Raw genomic sequence first — 19,255 nt, 5'->3', positions numbered from 1 at the left:
CTTAACGAGCCGAACTCTTTATAAAAGCGCGAATAACAGATCAAACTAAAGGTCGCACAATCAACATTTCAAACTTAAAAAATACATATATACCACCTCAATAAAAAAGGCCCTTCATTGCAGAACAATGAAGGGCCTTTTATGCAAGTGGCTTACCAGAAGCGTTGCTGGGTCAGGCGACTCCAGCCGTTCACCAACACGCGCTCCACCGAACCACTGGCGGCCATGCCGATGCGTTCCGGCAGGCTTTTGCGCTCGGCGTAATGCAGATGGTAGACCTCGGCTTTCTTCGCCTTGTCGGCCAGGTATTCGTCGCTGGTCTTGAGTTCGTCGACCAACTGTTTGTCCAGCGCCGCGACACCCAGCCAGACTTCTCCGGTAGCCACTTCATCGATGGCCAGTTGTGGCCGATAACGGGCCACGAAGTTCTTGAACAACTGGTGGGTGATGTCCAGGTCTTCCTGAAACTTCTCCCGGCCCTTCTCGGTGTTTTCGCCGAATACGGTCAGGGTGCGCTTGTACTCACCCGCGGTCAGCACTTCGAAATCGATGTCGTGCTTTTTCAGCAGCCGATTGACGTTGGGCAGCTGCGCGACCACCCCGATCGAGCCGAGAATCGCGAACGGAGCGCTGATGATCTTCTCGCCGATGCACGCCATCATGTAGCCGCCGCTGGCCGCGACCTTGTCGATGCACACGGTCAACGGCACGCCGGCCTCACGGATCCGCGCCAGTTGCGATGAGGCCAGACCGTAGCTGTGCACCATGCCACCGCCACTTTCCAGGCGCAGCACCACTTCGTCCTTCGGCGTGGCGAGGGTCAGCAATGCAGTGATTTCGTGACGCAGGCTCTCGGTGGCCGAGGCCTTGATATCACCGTCGAAATCCAGCACGAACACCCGGGACTTGGCCTCGGGTTTGTTCTTTTGCTTCTTCTCGGACTTCTCCGATTTGGCCTGGCCCTTGCGCAGGGCCTTGAGCTGATCCTTGTCGAGCAGGGTCTGCTCCAGGCGCTCACGCAAGCCTTTATAGAAATCGTTGAGCTTGCTGACCTGCAACTGCCCGGACGACTTGCGCCGGCCCTTGCTGCGCAATGCAGCAAAACTGGCGAGCACCACCAGAATGGCGACCACCAGCGTTACGGTCTTGGCCAGGAAGCTGGCGTATTCGGTGAAAAACTCCACAGAGACTCCTTAAAACAATGCGCGGATGCAAAAACACGCGCGGGATGGTTCCAGCATACCCATGCGCCGCCTCATCGGCCAGCCGTGAAACCTCTGGCAACAGGCCTGTAACGAGCATTTCAAACAAGCGTATGTTTTTTCATTGACAGCACTCCATCATCCTCATAACCTCGCCACAACCTTCAACGTACCGGGATGACGCGGACGTGGGCAGCATCTATCTGATTCGACATGGCCAGGCCTCCTTTGGTGCAGACGACTATGACGTCCTGTCGCCCATCGGTGTGCGCCAGGCAGAAATCCTCGGCCAGCACCTGGCCGAGTTGGGAATCCGTTTCGATCGCTGCCTGGCGGGCGACCTGCGCCGCCAGCAACACACGGCCAGCAGCGCACTGGAACAATTCAGCGCCAAGGGCCTGTCGGTACCGACGCTGGAGACCGACTCTGCGTTCAACGAGTTCGACGCCGACGCAGTGATTCGTGCCCTGATCCCCGCCATGCTGGAGGACGAGCCGGAAGCCATCGACATCCTGCGCAACGCCGCGCAGAACCGCGCCGAGTTCCAGCGCATCTTCGCGCTGGTCATCGAGCGCTGGCTGGCCGGCACCTATGACACCCCGGGGCTGGAAAGCTGGCTGGGTTTCGTCGAACGGGTTCAGGGGGGGCTCCACCGCATCCTCGAACAAGCCGACGGCAATCAGAAAATCGCCGTATTCACCTCCGGCGGCACCATTACCGCCCTGCTCCACCTGATTACCCAAATACCGGCCAGGCAGGCCTTTGAACTGAATTGGCAAATCGTCAACACCTCGCTCAACCAGCTGAAATTCCGCGGTCGCGAGGTGACTCTGGCTTCCTTCAACAGTCACGCGCACCTGCAACTGCTGAAGGCCCCGGAACTCATCACTTACCGTTGAGTCCGGATTACTGTGACCCTGCTGCAATCAACCCATAAAGGATCGAACCATGACCTCCGTAGCTGATGCCGTAAAAGCGATGCAAGCCAAGTTCAACCCAGCCGCCGCTGCCGGTCTGGATCTGGTCTTCGGTTTCAACATCACCGACGAAGACAAGCACTACGCGCTGATCGTCAAAGACGGTACTTGCGACATTCAGGAAGGCGAAAACGCCAACGCCAACTGCACGCTGGTACTGGACAGTGCAACGCTGAAAGACATCGTCAGCGGTGAAACCGACGGCATGCAAGCGTTCATGGGCGGCAAGCTGCGCGTTGAAGGCGACATGATGCTGTCGATGAAGCTGTCCGAGCTGTTCCCGTCGTAAGACTTGCGTTCGGTTTGAAGAAAATCCCGCCCCTGTGGCGGGATTTTTGCGTCTGGCCCCTGCAGGAGCTGCGGCACGCTGCGATCTTTTGATCTTGCTTTTAAAGATCAAGATCAAAAGATCGCAGCCTCGTTTCACTCGACAGCTCCTACAGGATTTCGCGCCAGCCTCGCCTCCACAATGGATGCCGCCAGCAACTCTTGCGTGTAGGGATGTTGCGCCGCACTGAACAGCGCACTGGCCTCCCCCCGCTCCACCACCTCCCCCTCCTTCATCACAATCAAATCGTGGGCCAACGCCCGCACCACCGCCAGGTCATGACTGATGAACAGATAAGTCAGCCCATGCTCTTCCTGCAGTCGCCGTAATAAAGCAACGATCTGCTTTTGCACCGTGCGATCCAGCGCCGAGGTCGGCTCATCGAGCAAGATCAGATCCGGTTTGAGCACCAGCGCCCGGGCGATTGCAATCCGTTGGCGTTGTCCGCCGGAAAATTCGTGCGGATAACGATGTCGGGTTGCCGGATCGAGGCCGACCTCGCGCAGCGCGTCGATCACCGTCTGTTCGCGCTCGGCAGCATTCAAATCGCTGTGCACCTGCAGCCCCTCGGCAATGATCTGCTCCACACACAGGCGCGGGCTGAGGCTGCCGAACGGATCCTGAAACACCACTTGCAGGCGCTTGCGCAGGGGGCGCAGCTGCTTGCCGCTCAACTGTTGCAGCGCCTCACCGGCAAAGTGAATGCTGCCCTCGGCGTCGATCAGACGCAGAATCGCCTGGCCCAATGTCGACTTGCCCGAGCCCGACTCGCCGACAATCCCCAGCGTTTTGCCGCGCTGCAGATTCAGATCGATGCCCTTCACCGCGTCCAGCCAGGTTTTGCGCCGCAGCCAACCGCCGCTCAGACGAAAACGCACCTTCAGATCGCGCACTTGCAACAAGTCCTCTGTCGCGTCGAGACACAAGGCATGCCCGCCCGGCTCGGCATTCAGCAATTCAATGCTGTAAGGATGCTGCGGCGCACTGAACAACTGCTCGCACGGCGCCTGTTCGACGATCCGTCCACCGCGCATCACCGCCACCCGCTGCGCGAGGGTGCGCACCAGATTGAGGTCATGGCTGATGATCAGCAGCGCCATGCCCAGGCGCTGCTGCAATTTCTTGAGCAGCAACAGAATCCTGCGCTGCACCGTCACGTCCAGCGCAGTGGTGGGTTCGTCTGCGATCAACAATTGCGGCTCACAGGCCAGCGCCATGGCGATCATCACCCGTTGGCGCTGGCCGCCGGAGAGTTGATGCGGATAGGCCTTGAGCCGTTCGCGCGGCTTCTGAATGCCGACCAGTTCGAGCAGTTCAAGCATCCGTTCACGGGCCTGCGCGCCCGCCAGGCCTTTGTGCAGCGCCAGGCTCTCGCCGAGTTGCCGCTCGATCGTATGCAGTGGATTCAGCGAACTCATCGGCTCCTGAAAAATCATCGCGATACGGTTGCCGCGTAACTGGCGCAGATAACGCTCATGCACGCCGAGCAGCTCTTCGCCGGCATAACGAATGCTGCCATCGAGCCGCGTGATGTTCGGGTCGAGCAATTGCAGGATGCTGTGAGCGGTCACCGATTTGCCCGAGCCGGACTCGCCGACCAGTGCCAGGCATTCGCCCGGGCGAATATCGAGGTCGATGCCATGCACCACAGGCTGGCCGTTGAATGCCACACGCAGGTTGCGTATTTCGATCAGGTTTTCGCTCATCTCAAGTCCTTGGATCATAAGCATCTCGGCAAGCCTCACCGATGAACACCAACAGAGAAAGAATCAGCGCCAGGGCAAAAAACGCCGTCAGCCCCAACCACGGCGCTTGCAGATTGCTCTTGCCCTGACCGATCAATTCGCCCAGCGAAGCGCTGCCGGCGGGCATGCCGAAACCGAGAAAATCCAGTGCCGACAGCGTGGCAATCGCTCCGGTGAGAATGAACGGCAGATACGTCAGGGTCGCGCTCATCGCATTGGGCAGGATGTGCCGACAGATCACCTGCACATCGCCAACGCCCAACGCCCGCGCGGCTTTCACGTATTCCAGACCGCGGCTGCGCAGAAACTCGGCGCGCACCACATCCACCAGACTCAGCCAGGAAAACAGCGCCATGATTCCCAGCAGCCACCAGAAATTCGGCTCGACAAATCCGGACAGAATGATCAACAGGTACAACACCGGCAGCCCCGACCATACCTCCAGCAACCGCTGCCCAAGCAGATCGACCCAACCGCCGTAATAGCCTTGCAAGGCGCCGGCAGCGATGCCGATCAGCGCACTGGCAGCGGTCAGCGCCAAGGCAAACAGCAACGACACCCGCGTGCCGAAGATCACTCGCGCGAGCACATCCCGCGCCTGATCGTCGGTGCCCAGCCAGTTCTCGGCGCTCGGCGGGCTCGGTGCCGGCTCGCTCAGGTCGTAATTCACCGTATCGAAACCGAACGGGATCGGCGCAAACCACATCCGTCCGCCCTGCTCTTCGATCAGTTGCCGCACCTGCGCGCTGCGATAGTCCGGCTGGAACGGCAGTTCGCCGGCAAAATCCTGCTCGGTGTAGCGCTTGAACGCCGGGAAATACCATTGGCCCTGATACTCGACCAGCAGCGGTTTATCGTTGGCGATCAGCTCGCCGCCCAGGCTCAGACCGAACAACAGCAAAAACAGCCACAACGACCACCAGCCACGCCGATGCGCCTTGAACCGCGCCCAGCGCCGCTGTCCGATGGGAGATAAGGTCAGCATCAGGCAGTCCTCGCGGTGAAGTCGATGCGCGGGTCGACCAGCGTGTAGCACAGGTCGCCGAGCAGTTTTATCAGCAGGCCGAACAGGGTAAAGATGAACAACGAACCGAACACCACCGGGTAGTCACGCGACACCGCCGCCTCGTAACTGAGACGGCCGAGGCCATCGAGGGAGAAGATCACTTCGATCAGCAACGAGCCGCCGAAAAATACCGTTACCAGCGCTTGGGGCAGCCCCGCGACCACCAGCAACATCGCGTTGCGGAACACGTGGCCGTATAACACCTGACGCTGGCTCAGGCCCTTGGCCCGAGCCGTCACCACGTACAGGCGCGAGATTTCGTTGAGAAAGCTGTTTTTGGTGAGGATGGTCAGCGTGGCGAATCCGCCGATCACCAGCGCGGTGACCGGCAGCACCAGATGCCAGAAGTAATCGGCAACCTTGCCCCACGGCGACAACTCGGCGAAGTTGTCCGAGACCAGTCCGCGCACCGGAAACCAGTCCAGCGCGCTGCCACCGGCAAACACGATGATCAGCAGCAGCGCGAACAGAAAGCCCGGCATTGCGTAGCCGATGATGATCGCCACGCTGCTCCAGACATCGAACGCCGAACCGTTGTGCACCGCTTTGCGGATGCCCAGCGGAATCGACACCAGATAGGTGATCAACGTCGCCCACAAGCCCAGCGACAAGGTCACTGGCAGCTTCTGCCAGAACAGTTCGGTGACGCTGGCACCACGGAAAAAGCTCTGACCGAAATCCAGGTGCGCGTAGCTTTTGAGCATCAGCCACAGGCGCTCACCGGCCGGTTTATCGAAGCCGTACTGACGCTCGATGTCGGCCACCAGTTTCGGGTCCAGGCCTCGGGTCGCGCGGGATTCGCCGCCAATGGTTTCGACATGACCGCCGCCCACCGCTGCGCCGACTCCGATGCCCTGCAAGCGCGCGATGGCTTGTTCCACCGGGCCACCCGGCGCGGCCTGCACGATCACGAAATTGACCAGCAGAATGGCGAGCAAGGTCGGCACGATCAGCAGCAGACGCCGCAGGCTATAACCCCACATGGGCGTACTCCTTTTGCTGTTGCTGCATCTGCGTGGCGGTCAGCGCGGTCGGGCTGATTTCCCACCAGGTATCGAGCCCGGCGTCATACAGCGGCGCTGTCGCCGGGCGGCCAAAACGGTTCCACCACACCGTGGAAATTCCCGGCGGGTAGTAATTGGGAATCCAGTAGTAACCCCACTGCAACACCCGATCCAGAGCGTGGGTATGGCGCAGCAGGCTTTCGCGGTTGTCGGCCTGCACCAGCCCTTCGAGCAAGGCATCGACCGCCGGATCACGCAGCACCATGTAGTTATTCGAGCCGGGATCGTCGGCGCCGTCGGAGCCGAAGTAATTGAACATCTCTCGCCCCGGCGCCTGACTCACCGGGTAACCCACGACGATCATGTCGTAGTCGCGATTGCGCACGCGATTGGTGTATTGCGCGGTGTCGACCTGGCGAATATCGAAGCCGACACCGATCTGCGCCAGGTTGCGCTTGAACGGCAGCAGCAGCCGTTCAAAACCCTTCTGACCGTTGAGAAAGGTGAACTGCAGCGGCTCGCCTTTGGCATTCACCAACTGATCGCCACGGGGTTTCCAGCCGGCGGCTTCGAGCAGTTTCAGGGCCTGTAACTGCTCGGCGCGAATGTTGCCGCTGCCGTCGGTTTTCGGCGCTTCGAAGACTTGCGTGAACACCTCGTCGGGGATCTTGCCGCGCCACGGTTCGAGGATTTTCAGTTCTTCGGCGTCCGGCAACTCGGTGGCCGCCAATGCGCTGTGCGAGAAGTAACTGCGCTGACGCAAGTACATGCTGCGCATCATTTGCCGGTTGCTCCATTCGAAATCCCAGAGCATGGCGATCGCCTGCCGCACCCGGCGATCCTGAAACAGCGGCTTTTGCAAGTTGAACACGAAACCCTGCGAACCTTGCGCGGCACCTGGCGCCAGATGTTCGCGGAGCAGTTTGCCCTGCTCCAGCGCCGCCCCGGCATAGCCGATGGTGTAACTGGTTGCGGAAAATTCGCGGTTGTAGTCGAAGCCGCCAGCCTTGAGCACTTGCCGAGAAACATCGGTGTCGGCGAAGAACTCCACACTCAAGTGATCGAAGTTATACAGGCCGCGCGTGATCGGCAGGTCCTTGGCCCACCAGTCGGCAACGCGCTGAAATTTCACGCTGCGCCCGGCATCCACCGCGCTGAGGCGGTACGGGCCGCTGCCCGGCGGGATCTCGAAACCGGCGCCCTCGGCGAAGTCACGCGTGCGCCACCAGTGTTCGGGCAGCACCGGCAGTGTCGCCAGATCCAGTGGCAAGGTGCGGCTGTCGTTGTTCTTGAAGTTGAAGCGCACTTGCGTCGGCGACTCCACCACGACGTCGGCGACGTCACGAAACTGTTGGCGGTATTTGAGGCTGCCCTGAGTGGTGAACAGCTCGAAGGTGTAGCGCACGTCTTCGGCAGTGATTGGCGTGCCGTCGTCGAACCGGGCCTTGGGGTTGAGGTAAAAGCGCAACCAGCGGCGATCCGCATCCAGCTCCATCTGCTGCGCCACCAGGCCGTAGACGCTGTAGGGTTCGTCCTTGCTGCGATAGGCCAGGGGCGCGTAGAGCCAGCCGTCAATGTCAGCGACGCCAGTGCCTTTGTCGATGTACGGAATCAGGTGATCGAACGGGCCGCTTTCCAGCGAGGAGCGGCGCAGTGACCCGCCCTTGGGAGCGTCAGGATTGGTGTAAGCCAGGTGCTGGAAGTCCGGGGCGTATTTGGGGGCTTCGCCGTAGACCGTCAACGCGGGTTGTGGAGCGGCCCAATTGAATGGGCTTGAGAGCGCAAAAGCGCTGAACAGAATGAGCCTGGAGAGCATTGGCAGATCCTTTTTTGCACGGTGCTGTTTATGGCCTCATCGCTGGCAAGCCAGCGCCCACACGTTTTGCGGTGTTCACAAGTCACTGTGGGAGCTGGCTTGCCAGCGATGACGCCCTAACAATCACCAAACCTTCTGCCTACCTGTGATGTGCAACAGGCCGGCAATTTTTATAGGGCAGGTTTAGATCAATAAGTGACTAAAACCTGCCCCCTCCATGAAATCCGCTCCCTGTAGAAGCTGCCGCAGGCTCGGGCCGCGATCGGACGATCTTTTGACTTTTGAAGATCAACAGATCGCAGCCTGCGGCAGCTCCTATACAGAGCGGGTCAGAACTTGTAATTGACCCGCGTATACAACGTCCGCCCGAACGGGTCGCCGTATTTCGGGTCGTAGCCGCTCTGGAAGGTGTAGGTCTGGTTGCTGAACGGTGGCTCGCGGTCGAACAGGTTCTTCGCACCGAGGGTCACACTCAGGGTTTTGCGCCAGGTGTAGGTGCCGGCCAGGTCCCAGACGTTGTACGAGCCGACGTAATCGTGGGTCTCACGGTCGGAATCGTGGTAACCGCTGGTGTAGCGGTTGGTCAGGGCGACGCCATAAGGGCCGTAGTTCCAGCTGCCGGTCAGGCTGTGGCGCCAACGAGCCACAGCGCCGGCCGAGGAAAAGTCGCCGCCACGAAAATCGCCAAGCTTGTCGATGTAGTCGCCCTTGAGCTGCTGCTGGTACTCGTAGCGGCTGACATAGGTGCCTTGCAGGCCGATACCGAAGTTGCCGTACGGGGTGCTCGGCAAACGGTAGTCGAAGCTGACGTCGACGCCATTGGTCTTGATCTTGCCGAGGTTGGCCAGCCCCGTGACGATGTGATCGATGGAGCCGTCAGGCTTGCGCACCAGGCGGTCCGGGTACAGCTCCGGGTTTTCGAATACCGCTGACTCGGGGAATTCGGCGATCTGGTTGGCGATGTTGATCCACCAGAAGTCCAGCCCGGTGCTCAGGCGCTCGAACGGCTGATAGACGAAACCGAGGGTGACATTGCGCGCGGTTTCCGGGCTCAGGTCAGTATTGCCACCGGTGCGGCTGTAAAACTGCTGGGCGCAGTCGCGGTTGGCGATGCCGCCGTTGCTCGGATTACCGCCAGCGCACAGCCGTGGGTCGTTGTAGTTGGCGACGGTGAACGTGGTGAAGTTCGGGTTGTACAACTCGTACAGCGACGGCGCGCGGAAGCCCTCGCTGTAGGCGCCACGCACCACCAGCTCCTTGAACGGCTGGAAGCGGAACGAGTATTTCGGGTTGGTGGTGCTGCCGAAGTCACTGTACTTGTCGTGGCGCACGGCGGCGGACAATTCCAGGCTGTCGAGTACCGGCACGTTGACCTCGGCGTACTGCGCCGAGACGCTGCGATCCCCGGCGACGCTGGCATTGGGGTCGACACCCAGGCTCTGCACATCGGCGGCGAACTGGGCGAAGTCCTGATGAAAATCTTCCTTGCGGTATTCGCCACCCAGCGCCAGCGCCGAAGGGCCGGCACCGAACCAGTCACCGATCTCGCGGCTGACACGTCCATCAATCGCCTTCACTCGACCGACCGCCGTCGAGTAATCGCCGTCCACCGTGCTGGCCGCCAGCAACGCCTGCCCGGCAGCGGTCTGCGCGCCAAACGGATTGATGATGCCATTGGCGATACCGGCACTGACGGCGCGGTCGTTGACGTACCCGGCCTCAATGGCATTCACCACTTTGTTCTGGTTGTACGACGCGCCGACGTTGTAGTCCCACCCAACCACGCGGCCATCGAAGCTCAACAGCAAACGCTGGCCGGTGTTGTCGTCTTCATGCTGACGCGCGCCTACGGCGGTTTCGCGCCAGTTCACATCCACCGGTTGCGTCGGGTCGAGGGCGAAACCGCTGGGGCCGGGGGTAATGCCGTTACCGGGATAGAACGTCGTGCCGGGATTGACCTGATTGCCCATCAAGGTGCCAGGGCCGATCTGCGTACGGTTTTCGTTGCGTGCCCAGAAGTATTCGAGGCTGACGTTGTGATCATCCGCGAGCTTGCCGGTAGCTTTGGCGAAAGCCGAGGTCTTCTCAGTTTCCGGCACCAGATCGAGGTAGTTCCACAGGCTCTGGCGGCAGATGCCATTGCGCGCCAGCAGGCCCGGGGCGTTGCAGCCAGAACTGGCCAGCGGGTTGGTGGCGTTGCTGCCCTGACTCCAGTTGGCCGGCGAAGCGGTGCCGGAGGTGTAATCGAGACCGCGTCCGGGCTGATAGTTGTAGGTGTAGCCTCGGTCCTCGGCAGCCAGGCGTTGCTGCTTGTCGTAACTAACCACACCGAACACGTTGAAGCGGTCATTCTGCAAATCGCCAAAGCCCCAGCTGCCACTGAAGTTACGACTTTCACCACCGCCGGCATGAGTCGGCGTGTCGTAGTTGGTGCTGAGCTGGCCTTCGGTGAGGCTGGTCTTGGTGATGAAGTTGATCACCCCTCCGATCGCATCAGTGCCGTACAACGCCGAAGCGCCGTCACGTAGCACTTCGACGCGATCAATGGCGGCGAACGGAATGGTGTTCAGGTCAACCCCGGACCCATTGATCGCGTTGGTCGCGTTGTTGCTCAGGCGCCGGCCATTGAGCAGCACCAGCGTCTTGTTCGGGCCGATGCCACGCAAATCGGCATACGACGCCCCGCCGCTGCTCGAACCCACCGAACGACCGGAGCCGACCGAAGACTGGTTGGCAGAAATCCGGCTCACCAGTTCTTCGGTGGTGCTCACCCCCTGCTCGCGCAGTTCTTCAACTCGCAGAATGGTGACCGGTACTGCAGTTTCCGCATCGACCCGGCGAATCGCCGTGCCGGTGACTTCCACCCGTTGCAACTGGGTCGTGGGTTCGTCGGCAGCGACAGCCGGCAAGGTATTGATCGCCAGCAGCAAGGCCAGGCTCAAACGGGATCTAACGGGTGAAAAATGGATCATGAACAGCCATCCCTGCGTTTTGGTTTATGCAGGGATGTGCAATGGACTGAACGGTTTTATAGAGCCCGATTTAGACCGTTGGGTGATGAGGTTATGCAAAAAATGGCACGTGTGGATCAAGCCAGCTCCATCTCCCTCAGCAACCTTGTATCCAGCCCAAACCGCTCCTGAGAAACCATCCTGAACTGCCCCTCCGCCAATTCGCAGCTCACCAGCAAATTCCACGAATGGCGGGTTGCCGCCGAGGGGATCAGTACAAACGGATGTTCTGCCAATAACGCATCGGCAAACTGTTGTTGATTGGGGGAAGGCTTGGCGGGGCTCAACCAATAAGGATTCGGCACATCCTCCGGCTGCACGATTTTCACTTTTGCTTCGCTGACGACTTCAAAACACGTGAGTACATAAGGTTCACTGTCCAGCGCATCAAAGCTGTGATGGGCTGCCACCTCCAGAATCGCCGAGGACGGATCGACTGATGCATAAACGACTCGCCGCCCGGGTATGTTCCATCGGCCACCATTGAGATTTGAACCCATCCCGCTGTCCCAAGTCCCGCCATAGACCTCGGGATCCAGCCGCCAGGCATACCAGTGCTCGTCCCAGGGCAAGGGATTCATGTGTAAACCCCGTATATCAGCTGCCCCAGATACTGCTCCACCATCTGAAATCCCAGTGGATGCCGAATAAACTCAGCGGGGACGCGACCGTTCAGGTAGGTGCTGGGCTTGCGCAGCCACTCCTCGGCCCGTGACTGCCTCCCGAAGGCGCGAGTGGCCTTTTCCAGCACCAACGCATATTGGTAGGCGACGACGCTCTGCTGCGGGTCAAGCCGTACCGTCTTACCTTCCTTCAGTAACCGCCGGACGGTGCTGACCGACTTGCCGGTGATGCGTTTGACCATGTCGCCTTGCAGATAAAGCTCAGAGGTTGAAAGCATGTTGACGACATCGTTCAACTCAAAACCTTCGTCGGTCAGGTCGACGATCAGAAAGGCATCGTCACCTATGTTCCGGCCATTCACGAGCACGTCGACAGGTCTGCCCTCGGCCCTCTTTACCCCCGTCAGCCGGGGTACCTTGACGCTGGGCATCGCGACATCCTCCATGGGGCATCTGGCACGATCGGTGCGCCAGTGAAGGCGATGGGAATAAGCAGGCGTTTCGTATTCGAGGTGGGGAGTTCGCATAATCCATCCGTTATCAGAGGCCTGAGCGTCCAAGCCGTTTACGACTTCAATGTCATATCCGATGCTATAGATCACGCTTCCGACGACCAACCTGAGATTGTCGTCGGAAATATCCCCGTTTCTGCAAAAAAACTTCCCCGTTTCCGTAGGACGTTACTCACATATTCCACGTGCTCAACTGCCGAAGTGATAACTCACATCCAGCCACCACTGCCGCCCGTACGGGTCGTAGTTGCCGGTCGGGTAATACGGCCAGCCGGCGGAGTCGTCGTGCTTGATCTGGTTGAGCACATTGTTCACGGTCAGGCCGACACTGGCGCGGTCGTTGAGTTTGTAGCGGGCGCTGGCGTTGAACACCGTCCATGGCGACAAACGCCCGTCGCCCGCGCCATTGGTCACCGAGCCGTAACGAATGCCCATCAGCGTCGCCGTGGCCTTTTGGTAATCCCAGGTCAGGCTGGCGTTGACCTTGCTGCGCCAGTCGTAGTTGGTGCGTGAGGTGCGCCAGTCCTGAGTCGGCGCCTCATCGGACTCCTTGTAGAAATGCGACAGCACCAAGGTGTAGCCCAGCGCCGAGCTGAACGCGCCGTACTGGCCGGCGCCCCAGCGGATATTGCTCTTGAAGTCCAGACCACTGACCCGCTCGCTGGCGGCGTTGATCGCGTTGACCCGCACCCGTTGCAACTGATTCGGATCGATGGCGGCATTGCCCGGGTTGCGGTCGATGCGCGCCAGGGTCGACTGGCAGTTGGCCGAGTTGATGTCCTGGGTGCCGTTGCGGCATTCATTCTCTTGCTGCAACAGGCGGTTTTCGTCGACGGTGGTCAGCAGGTCATCGATCTCGACACGCCAGAAATCGGTGGAGAAATCGAAATTGCGCGACGGCGACCAGACAAAACCGTAGGTCCAGGATTTGCCGCGCTCGGACTCAAGGTCCGGGGTGCCGCTCTGGGTGTAATCGACTCGCCCGCGATCACACGCGCCCTGCACGCCCTGGCTGCAACCGTAGTAGTCGATCTGCGCCGGGTAGTAACCGTTGCTGTCGGACTGGTAGATGTAATTCAGATCCGGCGCGCGGAAACTGGTGCCGTAACTGCCACGCAGCAACAGACTGGTGATCGGGCGCCATTCCAGGCCGAGGTTGTAGGTTTTCTGCTGCTCGCTGCGGCCGCTGAATTTGTACTGGTCCCAACGTCCGGCGGCAGTGGCCAGCACAGTGTCGGTGACCGGAATGCTGAACTCGCCACCGGCGGCGTAACGCTTGCGCGAACCACCGGAGCTTTGTGCCGGGCTCACACCATAGAAAGTGCCGTCATTCAGACCGTCGTCCGGGTCGACGCGGTATTCCTGCTTGCCCGCTTCCAGCACCCCGGCAAATCCGACCGGGCCGGCCGGCAGGTCAAACAGATCGCCATTGATCGAGGCGTTGTAGCTGGTGGAAACCGATTTGCTTCGCTGGGTCAGGTTGCTGCGAAACTGCTCCCACTCTTGTGGCGTCAGCGGACGATCGAGACGCGAGGCGTCCGGGGCGAACACCGGGTAACCGTCACGCGTGCCCAGTTGCGGGCCGAGGTAGAAATCCTGAATCGAGGACAGCGGCGTGTAGCGCGTGGTTCTGACGCTGCGATATTCCGAGCGGTTGGCCGCCAGATCGTAACGCCAGCCGGTGTCGGCGATCTTGTCCGAGAGGCCGAGAGTGCCGGTCCACGACGTGTCGGTCCACTTGCTGTTGTTGCTGGTGCGCCCGCCAATTTCCTCTTCGCCATAACGGCGATACCAGCGCTCCAGATTGCCGCTGTTCTGGTTGATGAAGTCCGGCGAAGTAAACGTCGGGCCACGGGTGTTGTTCTGAATGTGATCGAGGCCATACATCAAATCGGCAAACACCTGACCGCTGTCGCTGAAATGCCAGGTGCCACGGGTGTAGCCGTCATAATTTTCCTTTTGCGTCTGGATCGTCCAGTAATCGTTGTACATCTGATCGGTGCGGCAGCGTCCGCCGTTGTTCAACAGCTTGTTGTCGAAGGTGCCTTGATAGGCGCCGCAACCGGGGCCGAGGTAGCGGTTATTGCTCAGGTCGCGACGGTAACCGACGTCCGCCAGCGGACCGCTCTGCATGAAGCCGCGATCGTCGGCCCATATCGGGTCACGGTTGGTCAACTCGAGACCGAACAAGCCGTCGAAGTCACCCCAACTGCCACCGCCGCTGATTTGCAGACGCTGATTGTCGCCACCGCCACGCTCGCTGGTGCCGCCCTTGAGATTGACGTCGATGCCATTGATCTGCTTCTTGAGGATGATGTTGACCACCCCGGCAATCGCGTCCGAACCGTAGATCGCCGAAGCGCCGCTGCTGAGAATTTCGATGCGTTCGATGACTGCCGAAGGAATGTTCGCCAGGTTGGTGAAGTTGACCTTGCCGTCGTACGGCGTCGGGTAATCGGCGACGCGCCGGCCGTTGATCAGCACCAGCGTGTGATTGGGGCCGAGGCCACGCAGGTTGATCGCGCTGGCCGCCGGCTGCCAGGTGTTGCCGTAGTCCTCGCCCTGGGTCATGCCGGTGTTTTGCGTCTGCGTCGCCAAGGCGTCATAGACGTTCTTGTAGCCGCGCGCTTCCATCTCTTCGTGGGTGATGACGTTGACCGGAGTCGCGCCATCGCTCTGTGCACGAGCGATTCGCGAGCCGGTGACGGTGACTTTTTCCATGCGGTAATCGGCGCTGGTGGCCGGGGCCACGGCGCTGGCTTTGGCCGCGACCGGCGTACTCACCGCGCCTTCGCGCACGCTCAGGCCTTGGGCACTCTGCTCGACATGCAGGCCACTGCCGAGCAACGCTTTCTCGACCGCCTGACGCCCGCCCAACGCACCGCGCACCGCACTGCTGCGTTTGCCCTCCACCAGATTCTGACTGAAGGAAATCGGTACGCCGGTCTGGCGCGAGATATCCAGCAAGACCTCATCCAGCGGGCCGCTGGCGATGTCGAAGGTGTAGACCTGGGCCGCAGAGTCCTGCGCATACACCGCGATCGGCACCAGCCCCATCGCCAATGCGGCGGCGAGGGTCAGGCGAGGTAATTGTTGTTTGAATGAAATCATCAAGGGCTTCCCTGTTGAAGGCGTCTGCAGGGAATGAGCAGCGGGCCGGCGCTTTTTATAGGGCGGCGATTAGGCCAAGAAGTCATAAACCTATAACCGGACTCCACACACATCATGTAGGAGCTGCCGAAGGCTGCGATCTTTTGATTTTGTTTTTTCAAGATCAAAGGATCGCAGCCTGCGGCAGCTCCTGCAGGGTTTGCAGTGGGCTTAAGGGCGAGGCTGGATGCTGACCCAGTAGGGGTTGTGCCAGGTGACGCGGATCGGCAGCGAGCGCTCCAGCAGTTGCAGGGTGCGGTCGCTATCGTCCAGCGGATAGAGGCCGCTCAGGCGCAGATCGGCCACTTCGGGACTCAGGTGCAGAATGCCCCGGCGATAGCGGCGCAGGCTGTCGATCACTTCGCTCAGCGGCCGGTCGCGCACTTCCAGGCGCCCCTGCACCCAGGCACTTTCCTGTCCGTTACTGCGCTCCAGCGCCAGAATATCCTGAGCGTTGAACAGCAGACTCTCCCCCGCCTCCACCACTTGCCGCGCACCGCCGGCGGTGACCACTTCGACCTGCGAATGCAGCATCACCAGCCGCGTAAAATCGTCGCCCTGTTGCACGAGAAATTTGGTGCCCAGCGCCCGCATCCGCCCATGTTCGGTCTCGACCACGAACGGCCGCGCGGGATCCTTGGCGACGTTCACCAGCAACTCACCCGAACGCAACGCCAGCAAGCGTTGAGTCGCATCGAATTGCGCCACCACCCGCGTCCGCGCATTCAGACTCAGTGCACTGCCATCCTCCAGGGTAAAGTCGCGCCGCTCGCCGGTGCCGGTCGCTAACTCCCCCGCCTCCGGCAGCCAGCCGTAGCGGCGCCCGAGCAATCCGGCCAGCACGGCAATCCCGAGCACACTCAGGCTACCGCTGAGAAAACGCCGACGACTCGACGGCGCATTCAGGCTGTGCAACAGACTGTTGCGGGGCAGCCCGCGCAAGTCCGGATGACGCAGCAGGTTCAGGCCACCGCCCATTTGCTCGATGATCCGCTGATGTCGCGGGTCGGCTGCCCGCCACGCGTCGAACGCCGCACGCTCGCCAGCGCTGGCTTCACCGGACTGCAACAGCGCCATCCACTGCGCCGCCTCATCGATCACCGCGTCGTCCGGCCTCATGCCTGCATCGCCTGATAGCAGCGTTTGAACGCCTCGACCATGTATTGCTGCACCCGACTGGTGGAAACCCCAAGCCGTTCGCCGATTTCGCTGTAGGTCAAACCGTCGAGCTGATGGTAGAGAAACGCCGCTTTGGCCTTGGCCGACAAGCCATTGAGCAGGCGATCGACCGCCAACAGCGCTTCGATCACCAGCGCGCGTTCCTCCGGCGATGGATGCACCGGTTCCGGTGCCAGGGCCAGGCTTTCCAGATAGGCGCGTTCCAGGTCCTGGCGACGCCAGCCTTCATACATCAGCCGTCGGGCGATGGTGGTCAACAGCGCCCTGGGTTCACGGATCGCGGTCGGGTCCGGCAGGGTCAATACCCGCAGAAAAGTTTCCGAGGCGATGTCCTGTGCACTGTGCGGGCAACCCAGCGTGCGGCCAACGGCAGCGCACAGCCAGCGATAGTCCTTTTGGAACATTTGCCCAATCATCCGCTCATGCGGGTTTTGAACATCACCCATGTCTTGCTCCCTGAAACGGGTCCCACCCGCTGCGAAAAACCATCGTTCTGCCGGGATCGTCCGACTCCTGATCTGGCGCGACTGTGCAATAGCGCTGCTTACATTTGAAGTAATAAAAAATCAGGACAGTCAAACCTTTGAGAATAAGGAACCTCATCGCCGGGGAAATATTGACTCACACAACGTTGACCCGGATCAGTTGCCAGCGCTGCAGCACTGACTAATCTGCGCGCTCCATCGAATGCCAGGGACGGCTCATCAGGAGCCCACGGCAGCCCTTTCAAGGAAGAAAACCATGCGATCACTGAAGATTATTCTGCTGTCCTCGGCCTTCAACGGCCTGACTCAACGCGCCTGGCTGGAACTGCGCCAGGCCGGGCATTCACCCAGCGTTGTGGTGTTCACCGACGAGGCTTCGGTGTGCGAACAGATCGAACACAGCGGCGCCGATCTGGTGATCTGCCCGTTCCTCAAGGATCGTGTGCCGCAAGCGCTGTGGAGCAATCTCCGGCGGCCGGTGGTGATCATTCATCCGGGCATCGTCGGCGATCGTGGCGCCAGCGCGCTGGACTGGGCGATCACCCACGAACTCACAAGTTGGGGCGTGACCGCCCTGCAAGCGGTGGAGGAAATGGACGCCGGCCCGGTCTGGGCCACCTGCGAATTCAATCTGCCGCCGGGCTTGCGCAAGTCCGAGCTGTACAACGGTCGGGTCAGCGATGCGGCGATTCGCTGTATTCGCGAAGTGGTCGACAAATTCATCGACGGCTTTGTCCCTGTCGCACTGGATTACAGCGATCCCAAAGTCCGCGGCCGCCTGCAACCGAACATGAAGCAGGACGACCGCACCTTCAGCTGGCACGACTGCTCGCGATTCATCAAACGCTGCATTGACGCCGCTGACGGCCAGCCCGGTGTACTGGCGAGTCTGGCCGGCGGGCAGTATTACGTGTACGACGCGCACCTCGATCAGCGCACCGGCATTCCCGGCAAGATCCTCGCGGTGCATGATGACGCGGTGCTGGTCGCCACCGGTGATCACAGCCTGTGGATCGGCTCGTTGCGGCGCAAACCACTGCCCGGCGAAGAAACCTTCAAGCAACCGGCGCGGCATGTGCTGGCCGGGCAATTGGCCGACGTGCCGACGCTCGATTGGTCAATCGCCCGCGAGCCGTTCAATGAGGAGGCGTATCAGCCGATCCGCTACCGTGAATCCGGGCATGTCGGGGAGCTGACCTTCGAGTTCTACAACGGCGCGATGAGTACCGAACAGTGTCAGCGTATGGTCGAGGCGCTGCGCTGGGCCAAATCGCGGGACACCCGCGTGCTGTTGATCAAGGGCGGGCGCGGCAGTTTTTCCAACGGTGTGCACCTGAACGTGATCCAGGCCGCGCAGGATCCGGGCGCCGAGGCCTGGGCCAATATTCAGGCGATCGACGATGTCTGCGCCGAGCTGCTCAGCGCGCAGCAACTGGTGGTCAGCGGCGTGACCGGCAATGCCGGAGCCGGCGGCGTGATGCTCGCACTGGCCGCCGACATCGTGTTTGCCCGGGCCGACATCGTGCTCAATCCGCATTACAAAAGCATGGGCCTGTATGGCTCGGAATACTGGACCTACAGCCTGCCCCGCGCCGTCGGCCCGACGGTGGCCGAACAACTGACCCAGGCCTGCCTGCCAATCAGCGCCACGCAGGCGCTGCAACTGGGCATGGTCCAGGAGATCGGTCCGCGCTGCCCGGACGAGTTTTCGTTATGGTTGCTGCAACGGGCCAATGCGACATTGACCGACCCGACCTATGCCGCCGTGCGTGAGCGCAAATTGCGGGTTGATCAGGTGCTGATCGAGCAATGCCGAGAAAACGAACTGCAGGAAATGCAGGAAGACATGCTCTACAACCGCAACCAGTTTGCCGAGAAGTGCGGCCACTTCGTCTACAAGCGCAAGGCCTGCGGCACGCCGGCGCGGCTGGTGGAAGACTGGGCGCGGGTGCGCAAGGTTGAGTTGGCGGGTTGAGCTTCAGCGCCCACTACGGCCTCATCGCTGGCAAGCCAGACTCCCACCGGGTTCTGCGTCCGACACAGTACCTGTGGGAGCTGGCTTGCCAGCGATGGCGGTGTCTCGGGCGGCACTGGTTTGGCAGACATTCCGCCACCGCGAGCAGGCTCACTCCTGCAGGGGTTTGCATCACTCACGAA

General features: G+C 60.8%; 14 protein-coding genes. 3 read left to right on the top strand and 11 right to left on the bottom strand.

From position 1 onward, the window contains the following. Positions 1–152 precede the first annotated feature (152 nt). The gene (sohB, locus tag KVQ82_RS13775; RefSeq protein ID WP_041072698.1) at positions 153–1,184 is read right to left on the bottom strand and encodes a protease SohB; all 1,032 of its coding nucleotides are present in this window, start codon (positions 1,182–1,184) and stop codon (positions 153–155) included. Positions 1,185–1,390: 206 nt separating this feature from the next. On the opposite strand from sohB, the gene KVQ82_RS13770 reads away from it, so the two are divergent. Next, positions 1,391–2,101, top strand: a complete 711-nt coding sequence (locus KVQ82_RS13770) for a histidine phosphatase family protein (protein ID WP_222019164.1) — start codon at positions 1,391–1,393, stop codon at positions 2,099–2,101. A 49-nt stretch (positions 2,102–2,150) separates the two neighbouring features. Then, entirely contained in the window at positions 2,151–2,468 is a 318-nt protein-coding gene (locus KVQ82_RS13765; protein WP_041072702.1) for an SCP2 sterol-binding domain-containing protein, read from the top strand. 134 nt (positions 2,469–2,602) lie between these two features. Here the strand turns inward: KVQ82_RS13765 and KVQ82_RS13760 are convergent, their stop codons facing one another. The 10 genes from KVQ82_RS13760 to KVQ82_RS13715 all read right to left on the bottom strand — a co-directional run bounded on the left by KVQ82_RS13760 (position 2,603) and on the right by KVQ82_RS13715 (position 17,059). Further along, positions 2,603–4,213 (bottom strand): ABC transporter ATP-binding protein, encoded by a 1,611-nt coding sequence (locus tag KVQ82_RS13760; RefSeq protein ID WP_222019163.1) that lies wholly within the window; start codon positions 4,211–4,213, stop codon positions 2,603–2,605. Position 4,214: 1 nt separating this feature from the next. Continuing rightward, a complete protein-coding gene (locus KVQ82_RS13755) occupies positions 4,215–5,237 on the bottom strand; it encodes an ABC transporter permease (protein ID WP_041072706.1) in 1,023 nt (340 codons plus the stop codon). Next, positions 5,237–6,301, bottom strand: a complete 1,065-nt coding sequence (locus tag KVQ82_RS13750) for a microcin C ABC transporter permease YejB (protein ID WP_222019162.1) — start codon at positions 6,299–6,301, stop codon at positions 5,237–5,239. Before KVQ82_RS13750 ends, KVQ82_RS13755 begins: the two co-directional genes overlap by 1 nt. Further along, on the bottom strand, positions 6,288–8,138 hold the full coding sequence (locus tag KVQ82_RS13745) for an extracellular solute-binding protein (RefSeq protein ID WP_222019161.1): 1,851 nt from the start codon (positions 8,136–8,138) through the stop codon (positions 6,288–6,290). The genes KVQ82_RS13750 and KVQ82_RS13745 overlap by 14 nt, the downstream gene beginning before the upstream one ends. A 329-nt stretch (positions 8,139–8,467) precedes the next feature. Next, complete coding sequence (locus KVQ82_RS13740) at positions 8,468–11,110, bottom strand: TonB-dependent receptor (RefSeq protein ID WP_222019160.1); 2,643 nt, start codon at positions 11,108–11,110, stop codon at positions 8,468–8,470. Positions 11,111–11,226: 116 nt separating this feature from the next. Beyond that, positions 11,227–11,730 (bottom strand): RES family NAD+ phosphorylase, encoded by a 504-nt coding sequence (locus tag KVQ82_RS13735; protein WP_222019159.1) that lies wholly within the window; start codon positions 11,728–11,730, stop codon positions 11,227–11,229. Continuing rightward, positions 11,727–12,203, bottom strand: a complete 477-nt coding sequence (locus tag KVQ82_RS13730; RefSeq protein ID WP_222019158.1) for an MbcA/ParS/Xre antitoxin family protein — start codon at positions 12,201–12,203, stop codon at positions 11,727–11,729. The genes KVQ82_RS13735 and KVQ82_RS13730 overlap by 4 nt, the downstream gene beginning before the upstream one ends. A gap of 270 nt (positions 12,204–12,473) precedes the next feature. After that, positions 12,474–15,395 carry a TonB-dependent receptor gene (locus KVQ82_RS13725; protein WP_222019157.1) on the bottom strand — a complete coding sequence of 974 codons (2,922 nt, stop codon included), beginning with the start codon at positions 15,393–15,395 and terminating at the stop codon, positions 12,474–12,476. Positions 15,396–15,605: 210 nt separating this feature from the next. After that, positions 15,606–16,553, bottom strand: a complete 948-nt coding sequence (locus KVQ82_RS13720; protein ID WP_222019156.1) for a FecR domain-containing protein — start codon at positions 16,551–16,553, stop codon at positions 15,606–15,608. Beyond that, entirely contained in the window at positions 16,550–17,059 is a 510-nt protein-coding gene (locus KVQ82_RS13715; RefSeq protein ID WP_222019155.1) for a sigma-70 family RNA polymerase sigma factor, read from the bottom strand. The genes KVQ82_RS13720 and KVQ82_RS13715 overlap by 4 nt, the downstream gene beginning before the upstream one ends. A 295-nt stretch (positions 17,060–17,354) precedes the next feature. Between KVQ82_RS13715 and KVQ82_RS13710 the strand changes: the two genes are divergently transcribed. Next, positions 17,355–19,073, top strand: a complete 1,719-nt coding sequence (locus tag KVQ82_RS13710; RefSeq protein WP_222019154.1) for a hydrogenase maturation protein — start codon at positions 17,355–17,357, stop codon at positions 19,071–19,073. Positions 19,074–19,255: the final 182 nt, after the last annotated feature.

The organism is Pseudomonas sp. AO-1 (assembly GCF_019775695.1).
Taxonomy (GTDB): Bacteria; Pseudomonadota; Gammaproteobacteria; order Pseudomonadales; family Pseudomonadaceae; genus Aquipseudomonas; species Aquipseudomonas parakoreensis.
The sequence above is the reverse complement of the archived record's forward strand: the minus strand, read 5'-3'. Positions and strand labels throughout refer to the sequence as shown.

Bases quoted from the DNA above. Each gene is read 5' to 3' on its own strand.
- KVQ82_RS13760 (WP_222019163.1), bottom strand. From the start codon at position 4,213: ATGAGCGAAAACCTGATCGAAATACGCAACCTGCGTGTGGCATTCAAC.
- KVQ82_RS13750 (WP_222019162.1), bottom strand. From the start codon at position 6,301: ATGTGGGGTTATAGCCTGCGGCGTCTGCTGCTGATCGTGCCGACCTTG.
- KVQ82_RS13730 (WP_222019158.1), bottom strand. From the start codon at position 12,203: ATGCCCAGCGTCAAGGTACCCCGGCTGACGGGGGTAAAGAGGGCCGAG.
- KVQ82_RS13725 (WP_222019157.1), bottom strand. From the start codon at position 15,395: ATGATTTCATTCAAACAACAATTACCTCGCCTGACCCTCGCCGCCGCA.
- KVQ82_RS13720 (WP_222019156.1), bottom strand. From the start codon at position 16,553: ATGAGGCCGGACGACGCGGTGATCGATGAGGCGGCGCAGTGGATGGCG.
- KVQ82_RS13755 (WP_041072706.1), bottom strand. From the start codon at position 5,237: ATGCTGACCTTATCTCCCATCGGACAGCGGCGCTGGGCGCGGTTCAAG.
- KVQ82_RS13735 (WP_222019159.1), bottom strand. From the start codon at position 11,730: ATGAATCCCTTGCCCTGGGACGAGCACTGGTATGCCTGGCGGCTGGAT.
- KVQ82_RS13765 (WP_041072702.1), top strand. From the start codon at position 2,151: ATGACCTCCGTAGCTGATGCCGTAAAAGCGATGCAAGCCAAGTTCAAC.
- KVQ82_RS13745 (WP_222019161.1), bottom strand. From the start codon at position 8,138: ATGCTCTCCAGGCTCATTCTGTTCAGCGCTTTTGCGCTCTCAAGCCCA.
- KVQ82_RS13715 (WP_222019155.1), bottom strand. From the start codon at position 17,059: ATGGGTGATGTTCAAAACCCGCATGAGCGGATGATTGGGCAAATGTTC.
- KVQ82_RS13710 (WP_222019154.1), top strand. From the start codon at position 17,355: ATGCGATCACTGAAGATTATTCTGCTGTCCTCGGCCTTCAACGGCCTG.
- KVQ82_RS13740 (WP_222019160.1), bottom strand. From the start codon at position 11,110: ATGATCCATTTTTCACCCGTTAGATCCCGTTTGAGCCTGGCCTTGCTG.